Genomic DNA, 6,836 nt, shown 5'->3' on the forward strand with positions numbered 1-6,836 from the left:
ATGGGTGGCAGACTTTGTCTGGAATCAGTGGCAACCTTGGTCTGGAATACGCACCACTACACTGGGTTTTGTCATCCCACCCGCCCCGACCTTTTTGACGGCTCTTTGCGAGCTTAGCTTTCATAGCAGTGGCAAAACGGTCTACTGCTAAATCATCTGAATGAAGGTCTGCTTGTGTTTTCGATTCCATAATTTTCTATTCCTTAGTTACCAACTTTATTACCTTGTTACCGACTTTATTATCACGCCACAGTCGCAAAGCTCTCTCAGGTAAATCATGCCGCCCGACTCCCAAACAAGACCCGCTGACTCTCCCGGTTCAGTTCCTTGCGCACCCATCCCGGGAGCTGGACGATCCGGTACTTCCACAACCGCCGGTGCTCGTCCTTCGGGTGAGGCTCGCTGACGCAGGCGACATAGACCCCGATCTTGCGCAGATCCCGTATTCGGGCAGTGACTTCAGTGTCCGGTGACAGCTTGGCGCGTCTGCGTACATCGCCGGCCGTGAGCCAGCCGGTGTTGATCATGGCGCGGAGTACGCGGCCGGTGTTTGTGTCGTTGCGGGGTAGGTTCATCGCCCACCCCCAACAACAAAAGGCACATCATCCCGCTTTGGGGCCTGGTGCCAGGTATCACGGCTTTTCGGCTCAAGTGCCAACTGATACCGGGCACGGGTGCAGCCGAATAGCTCTGTTTCTGTTCTGTGAAGCCCGCCCGGGGTAATGGGCAGGCCGCGTTGGCAGCCACAACATTGGTTGCTCATTTGGAGTCCTCCCACTGCCCGATACTGATCAGATGGTTGATGAGCGTGGTTTTCCCGACGCGATGGCGAGTACAGCACTCCGCGAAACTCTTGCCCCGGGACTGACCCCACATGGCCCGACGCTCTTCGAGCAGGCTCAGAATCAGGTCGCGGTCTTCGTCGCAAATGGTGCTGACTGATTCGCCGGCGCGAATTTTCCGGATGGAACGGTCCGAACACTCAAACTTCGCGGCCAGGTTGTCGTCGTTGAGCCAGGCAATCTGCTGCTTGAGTTTGCGGAACTGCATGTAATCGGCGGCGGCCGCTTCTACGGAGCTCATGAGCCACCCCCGACGCGGTAGGATTTCCAGTCGAAGTCCAGGGCCTTGCCGCCACCTTCGCGCAGGCGGTCAACGACGCGCTCGCCGACGCACAGCGGCAGGTCTTTGGCTTGCAGGTTGGTGATCAGGACGGTGGGACGCTCGGCCAAGTACCGTGCATTAATCGCTTCATAGGCTACGGCCTGCTCAAATTCGGTGAAGTTCTGCATGCCGACTTCATCCAGCACGGCCAGGCGGCCCTTGGCGAAATCTTTGTATGCGTCATCTTCAGAATGCTCCGCGCCTTTCGAGAACGACGCCTTCACGTAACGCACAAGCTCTGAAAACGTCCAGTAGTAGGCCGGCTGGCGAGTATCCCGTATAACCTTTTCCAGTAGTGCACAGGCCAGGTGCGTCTTGCCGTTTCCAACCTTGCCCAGCATCAGCAGACAGCGACCACCATGGTCGTCACCTGCAACCACGTCGCCGTATTCCCGGACCTTCTTCAGGTGGCTGGCCGCCTTCTGGTTAACCGCTTTAAAATTATCGAAGGACTTCTTGCGAAAGCGAGAAGGTATCCCGGAGTTATCGACCATCGAATCAATCCGTCGTGCTTCACGCTCCGCGTTTTCCTTCAGGATTTGCTGTCTCGCCTCCTCGTCCCACTGAAGTTTTTTGCAGGTGGGGCAGCCAGCCCAGCCAGCCGTTGTGATATTGCCCTCACCGGAGTAGTGCCGATCTTCGAAGGCCCCGTGAATTTCGCATTCACCTTTGCGCTTTTCCGTGAGGCCGTTCCGCCGGTTCAGGCGCTCTTCCATGCTTTCAACTTGCTCAGAAATTTGCTGCATCATCGGACACCCCCTGAATCAGACCTTCGCTGTAATCGCGCTCATCGAAGCCGTTGTGGCGGCTCTGGATGTGGTGGATTTCTGCCGTTGGCTTTTGGCGGCTCATCCAGCCGTTGAGGAACTTGGTCATGCCTCGGCTGGTTTTCCGTTTGGAAGGGGTGGCGATCAGCCACAAACGGGCCCGCTTCAGGTGGTGCTCGACATCCAGTTTCCGGTAGGTGTCTTTGAGCTCTGAAACAAACGTCTCTGAAACCGTGTAATCCGATCCGTCTTTGAGGGGGAATATTCTGGCTGCATCGTCAGGAGCCTGATCAGGCGATTCGTCGTCAGACGCTGAGCCTATTTGTAGGGATTCATCACATAGGGATTCATGATTCCTTATACATGATTCATCCGGATCGGTTTCTGTCTTTTCTGGAGCGCTCTCGTAATTACTGGACTGGGAACTGTGCTCTTTATTTTCAGGGGGTTGCGGTGGCGGCGGGATATCTCCACCCTTTTCGTTCTTGTGCGGGTTCTGGTGTTTGGAGAAGTTGCAGACCTCGATGTAATCCTGTCCGTTTATGGAATAAAGTGTCAGGAATCCTTGGTCCGAGAGGTTCTGTACAAATCCAGTAATTTCTTGAGCTGCAAGGTTCCGGTACGGAAATATCTGGGCTTTCATACGAAGGGGCCGATTTTCGAGACGACCGAAGCGATCAGCCAAGGTCCATAGGCCCTCAAAAAACAGAGCTTCCAATGGGTCACAGGTACCCAGGTATTCGTTAACGAAGAAGCCGGGCTTCAGATTTCGTGCGCGAGCCATCTTTAAGCCTCCCCGTTAGTTGTTCGCGTTGCCGCTTGATTGAAGTGCTTGTTCATGCTGTAATTACCTCTCTGTTATCTGAACCCGCCGAGGTGTTTGCTGCACCGTTTGAGGCGGGTTTTCTCGTTTATGGGCTACGCTGGCTGCGCCAACACTTCCCGGGCCCCGTTGTGTCCTACAGCGCTTACCACCCCGTTTTCCTCCATGGCGTCAACCAAGTTTGCTGCCCGGTTGTAGCCAATCCTCAGCTTCCGCTGCAGGAACGAGATCGAGACGCGCCGCTCTTCGGTAACCAGGCTCACCGCCTTGCTATAAACTGGATCGTCTTCACCCTGCCTTGACGGGTTTTCTTCCGGATCAAGGTCGCGCTTAAATGCCGCTGTGTGATCCGCCCCGGGTCGAGCAGGATCAATCCCGACCACCGCCGGCTCATTGCCGTCCGCAATGGCAGACCGATCCTCACCGCCCATCACGTCAAACAGCCCCGGGATCATTCGTGCGAACTCAAGAGTCATCAGAGCGAACGCGGCATCGAATCGCGCAGCGCCATCATCGGCGTCCACGTCATCCAGCTTTTCCTGAATCGTTTCGCCGTACTTGATGCCGCGCAGCGCAAGCTCTTCATCGAATGTGAACGTCACGCTGTCATCCCACGTCATGCGTAAGCGGGTGCATTGCATGCCGGCATTCAGGTGCGTGGTTACTTCTTCGCTGGTCAGATCAAGGCCTTTGGCGGTCACCTTGCTTCCGGTTTCGGATGGATCGATAAGCCAGCAGTCGGTGCCCAGGGTTACCGCGTCGGGCAGATCAATGGTTTCGTTGAGCCAGCCGGTGAATGTGAACGCGGGAGCCTGCTCAAGAGCAGGTGGGCGAACCGGGAGCGAGCCCAAGGATTTGCGCAGGGTGCTGGCAAGGTTCTCAGCCTCCCGGGCCGTGGATGCGTCAACGACCATGTAGCCCTGATTGGTGTCGATATAGGCAAATGTGTGCTTGCGGCGGGGAAAAGCGTGAGGGAGCAACTGAAGGATCACTTTATCCTTGATTTCGTCACGCTCCTTCTTGCGGATCTTCCGCCCCTGCTCCATTTCAATGGCTTCACATTTTTCCGCTACCGCATCCCGAATCACGTCACTCGGAATCAGTCGTTCCTCGCGGCGCAAGGTGACCATGTGGCAACCGCCGGCACTGTGAACCAGTTGATCGCTGAACTTGCCCAGTGGCGGCACCCAGCCATGGCGGGATACTTCCTGCGGGCCGCACGGCTTGAAGGCATCCTGAGCCAGCGACTCTTCGAGCTCCTGGCCGCTGATCTGGAAAGGCTTGGTGAATCTGAATATTCGCGCATTCTTGAAAAGCATTTGGTAAACTCCAGCTTGAGTTATGTGAAAACCCCGGGGCTGTGGCGGCCTTACCGGGGTTTTTATGCCTGCTAGAAAAATTCCGGCTTTGCCACGGCCCTGGTCAGAGCCATCAGCCCTTGCTGGATGTGGGTCTTACCAATACTGATCCAGCGGCGAGGCTCTGCATCACCAGTGCCATACTCAGAAGTGATGGCGTCCTGAGTTGAGTGCAGGCGTGAAATCAAGTCCTCAAACTCCGCGCCCTTGGTTTTGATCTCGTTCATCAGGTCGATTTCGGCCTGTGTGAGCTCGCGGTAGCCTTTGATCTTTCGGTGCTGGTTATCCATGGCGATCTCCTGTGTGAATGGATGCCCTCGCGACTTACCGCCCAGGGCTCTGAGCTTTCAAGGGGCTCAGCGACTGCTTCACCGGCAATCGGCCGGACCCCGAAGGGTTTACCGACCTCCTACCCACTTATCACCGTGGGAGCGGTGGGGTAGTTCTTGAGGACACTCCCATGACCGCCGGTGCTCTTGAGCAGAGTCCGCTTACCGCTGTAAACGGCATGCCCCCTCTGCTCGGGCTGGGCTCGCCCTTACCGTCTTTCCGGCTGTCAGACAACGATGCCTCGACCGGGTAACTCCCAATCCCTCAGGCATCTGAATAAACCCTCGAAAAGATCCATTCAGATGCGCCCTGCTGCCAGGGCTCAATCCCCTTCAGGGACGCTCAGTCCCTATCCGACCCCCTCAAAAACCGCACCGCCTCTCTGATTTCTTCTGATGGCTTTTTGCCATCGTGTTTGCATTGCTCAATCCATTGGCTGGCCAGGCGCGTTTCCACTTCTTCCAGGGTCTCTCCGTCCCTATGCGCCTCTACAATCTCCCTGACTTCTTCGATGGTGTAATCGAGCTTCATGACTCACCTTTCTAAGGGACGATTAGCCGCTTCAGCCTTGCTGACGAAGGCGCATAATGGACCTCAAGACAGTTTCCCGGCCCTGCTCTCGCATCTGCTCCAGTTGCAACTTGGTCAACAACCGCAAGAGGACGTTTGGCTTTATGTCCAGCTCTTTCGATAGGTTCAGCAGTTCAATGTATGTATCCGCGTCGTACCGGGGGCGCATGTCGTATTCATGGCCGCCGGGCAGAATGCCGATTGCGTCTTTGATCAGTTCTTTGTTCATAGATAATTCCTTATGCGGCCGCTTTGTGTTTGCCGAGCGGCTTTATCTCGTGCGCCACAACTCGCCCATCATCGTGGACGGTCACCTGGACCTGACGCCCAGCGCGAACCATTTGCCAGATAGCTGCCGGGGTGACGCCGATTTCAGCGGCAACCTCGGCCTGCCTTTTCTCTTTCAGGTATTCAGTCAGAGGTATCGTTTTCATGCAGGTCTCCTAAAACATAGCTCGAACTTTAGCACCACTACTTTTTTGAGGCAACAGAAAAGATGCACCGCTATTCGATTAAAGATAGCTGCTCTAATAAAATGTCAGTCATGAAAACAAAACGTGTAGTTACAGAATCTCAACTTCGATCGGCTGAAAAGTTGAAGTCGATTTTTGAGCAGACCAAAGCCCAGGTGAAATCCGAAGGCAAATCTTTGACCTATCAGGATCTGGCCGACTTCCTGGATGTAACGGCGGGGGCTGTGAGTCAGTTCGCAAACGGCACAACACCTATGAGCGAAGTGACAATGTTAAAAGTTGCAAAATTCTTCGGAATTCATCCTTCTGAGATCAATCCTGAGTTATCGAATCTGTTGCCAACCGATACAGGTGGTGATAATAATGTGTCCGAGCTAACAAAAAGTAACAATGCAGTCCCGCTTATTTCGTGGGTCCAAGCCGGCGCCTGCCAGGAGGTTGAAGCCCCTTGCACGGCAAGCGATGCGGAGAGATGGATTTTGTGCCCAGTACCACACAGCAGTAAAACTTTCGCCTTGCGCGTTCATGGGCTATCCATGCGAGACCCGGGAAATTTCCCCTCGTTCGATGACGGCGACATCATCCACGTTGATCCAGAAGTGTCAGCAGAAAACAAATCCCTTGTGGTCGTGCAAATGAACGGCGACACAGAGGCCACCTTTAAGCAGCTGATCGTCGAAGGTGGAAATTGCTTTCTTAAAGCGCTGAATCCAGCCTGGCCAAACCCGATCAGGGAAATGCCAGGGGATGCCAGGATCTGCGGCGTAGTCATCAGCAAGACGGTCAGCTACCGATAGCTTTCCGCTAAACTTCCGAAATAGCCAAGCCCGCCCAGCGCGGGCTTTTTTGTGCCTGCTTGAAATTTATTTAGTCCAGCTATTGCGCAGAAAGAATAGCACTGCTAAAGTTCGGTCATCGGTTACTGAAACAGACCCGGAGACGAACATGACCATGACCACATCATTCCTCGATCAGATTTTCCTGATCCGGCAGCAACAACTGAAGTTGGCGAAGCGCAGCGGCACTTTGGGGCAGAAAGTTGTCGCCCCACTTTTTACCCGCGACGTGCTGACCACCACGGACCCGCTGAGCCCTGAGCAGCGGCTGATCCAGTACATGAGCCGGCGTCAGGGTATCAAGCTGCCCACGATCTCTGAGGGGCTTTCAGCGTCACGTAGCAAGGTGGGTGCGGAGCGAATGGTTGCCTGCATTGAGAAGGCGAAGGCTCGGTTTGGGGAGAAGGCGGCATGAGCCAATACGACGAACTGGGGCGGTGTGCCGCTCTACTGCAAGAAATAAACGACCTGCGCCTTGCCCAGATAGACGGCGGCGTTGACTGGCCGAACCTGAT

Annotated in this window: 10 protein-coding genes and 3 pseudogenes; 2 read left to right on the plus strand and 11 right to left on the minus strand. The window is 55.1% G+C overall.

The window, feature by feature from the left end:
* From AAC035_RS16655 to AAC035_RS16705, 11 genes and pseudogenes are all read right to left on the minus strand, one after another.
* Positions 1 to 190, minus strand: a pseudogene (locus AAC035_RS16655) (hypothetical protein); the annotation flags it as partial.
* A gap of 85 nt (positions 191 to 275) precedes the next feature.
* Positions 276 to 575 (minus strand): hypothetical protein, encoded by a 300-nt coding sequence (locus tag AAC035_RS16660; protein ID WP_339806128.1) that lies wholly within the window; start codon positions 573 to 575, stop codon positions 276 to 278.
* A 184-nt stretch (positions 576 to 759) separates the two neighbouring features.
* Positions 760 to 1,083, minus strand: a complete 324-nt coding sequence (locus tag AAC035_RS16665; RefSeq protein WP_339806130.1) for a hypothetical protein — start codon at positions 1,081 to 1,083, stop codon at positions 760 to 762.
* Positions 1,080 to 1,913 (minus strand): ATP-binding protein, encoded by an 834-nt coding sequence (locus AAC035_RS16670; protein WP_339806132.1) that lies wholly within the window; start codon positions 1,911 to 1,913, stop codon positions 1,080 to 1,082. Before AAC035_RS16670 ends, AAC035_RS16665 begins: the two co-directional genes overlap by 4 nt.
* Complete coding sequence (locus AAC035_RS16675) at positions 1,894 to 2,715, minus strand: hypothetical protein (RefSeq protein ID WP_339806133.1); 822 nt, start codon at positions 2,713 to 2,715, stop codon at positions 1,894 to 1,896. Before AAC035_RS16675 ends, AAC035_RS16670 begins: the two co-directional genes overlap by 20 nt.
* A gap of 134 nt (positions 2,716 to 2,849) precedes the next feature.
* Positions 2,850 to 3,044: pseudogene (locus AAC035_RS16680) on the minus strand (DNA translocase FtsK); the annotation flags it as partial.
* A gap of 129 nt (positions 3,045 to 3,173) precedes the next feature.
* Positions 3,174 to 4,073: pseudogene (locus AAC035_RS16685) on the minus strand (recombination-associated protein RdgC); the annotation flags it as partial.
* A 71-nt stretch (positions 4,074 to 4,144) separates the two neighbouring features.
* Positions 4,145 to 4,402: a hypothetical protein gene (locus AAC035_RS16690; protein ID WP_339806135.1), complete on the minus strand. Its 258-nt coding sequence runs from the start codon at positions 4,400 to 4,402 to the stop codon at positions 4,145 to 4,147.
* A 382-nt stretch (positions 4,403 to 4,784) separates the two neighbouring features.
* The gene (locus AAC035_RS16695; RefSeq protein ID WP_339806138.1) at positions 4,785 to 4,973 is read right to left on the minus strand and encodes a hypothetical protein; all 189 of its coding nucleotides are present in this window, start codon (positions 4,971 to 4,973) and stop codon (positions 4,785 to 4,787) included.
* 31 nt (positions 4,974 to 5,004) lie between these two features.
* Positions 5,005 to 5,241, minus strand: coding sequence for a hypothetical protein (locus tag AAC035_RS16700; protein WP_339806140.1), 237 nt, complete (start codon positions 5,239 to 5,241; stop codon positions 5,005 to 5,007).
* Between the two features lie 10 nt (positions 5,242 to 5,251).
* Positions 5,252 to 5,446, minus strand: coding sequence for a Cro/CI family transcriptional regulator (locus AAC035_RS16705; RefSeq protein ID WP_339806142.1), 195 nt, complete (start codon positions 5,444 to 5,446; stop codon positions 5,252 to 5,254).
* Positions 5,447 to 5,508: 62 nt separating this feature from the next.
* Here AAC035_RS16705 and AAC035_RS16710 point away from each other — a divergent pair, with 62 nt between their 5' ends.
* Positions 5,509 to 6,282, plus strand: a complete 774-nt coding sequence (locus AAC035_RS16710) for an XRE family transcriptional regulator (protein ID WP_339806144.1) — start codon at positions 5,509 to 5,511, stop codon at positions 6,280 to 6,282.
* 148 nt (positions 6,283 to 6,430) lie between these two features.
* Positions 6,431 to 6,736, plus strand: coding sequence for a hypothetical protein (locus tag AAC035_RS16715; protein WP_339806146.1), 306 nt, complete (start codon positions 6,431 to 6,433; stop codon positions 6,734 to 6,736).
* Positions 6,737 to 6,836: the final 100 nt, after the last annotated feature.

The sequence above is a fragment of the uncultured Marinobacter sp. genome, assembly GCF_963974375.1.
Taxonomy (GTDB): Bacteria; Pseudomonadota; Gammaproteobacteria; order Pseudomonadales; family Oleiphilaceae; genus Marinobacter.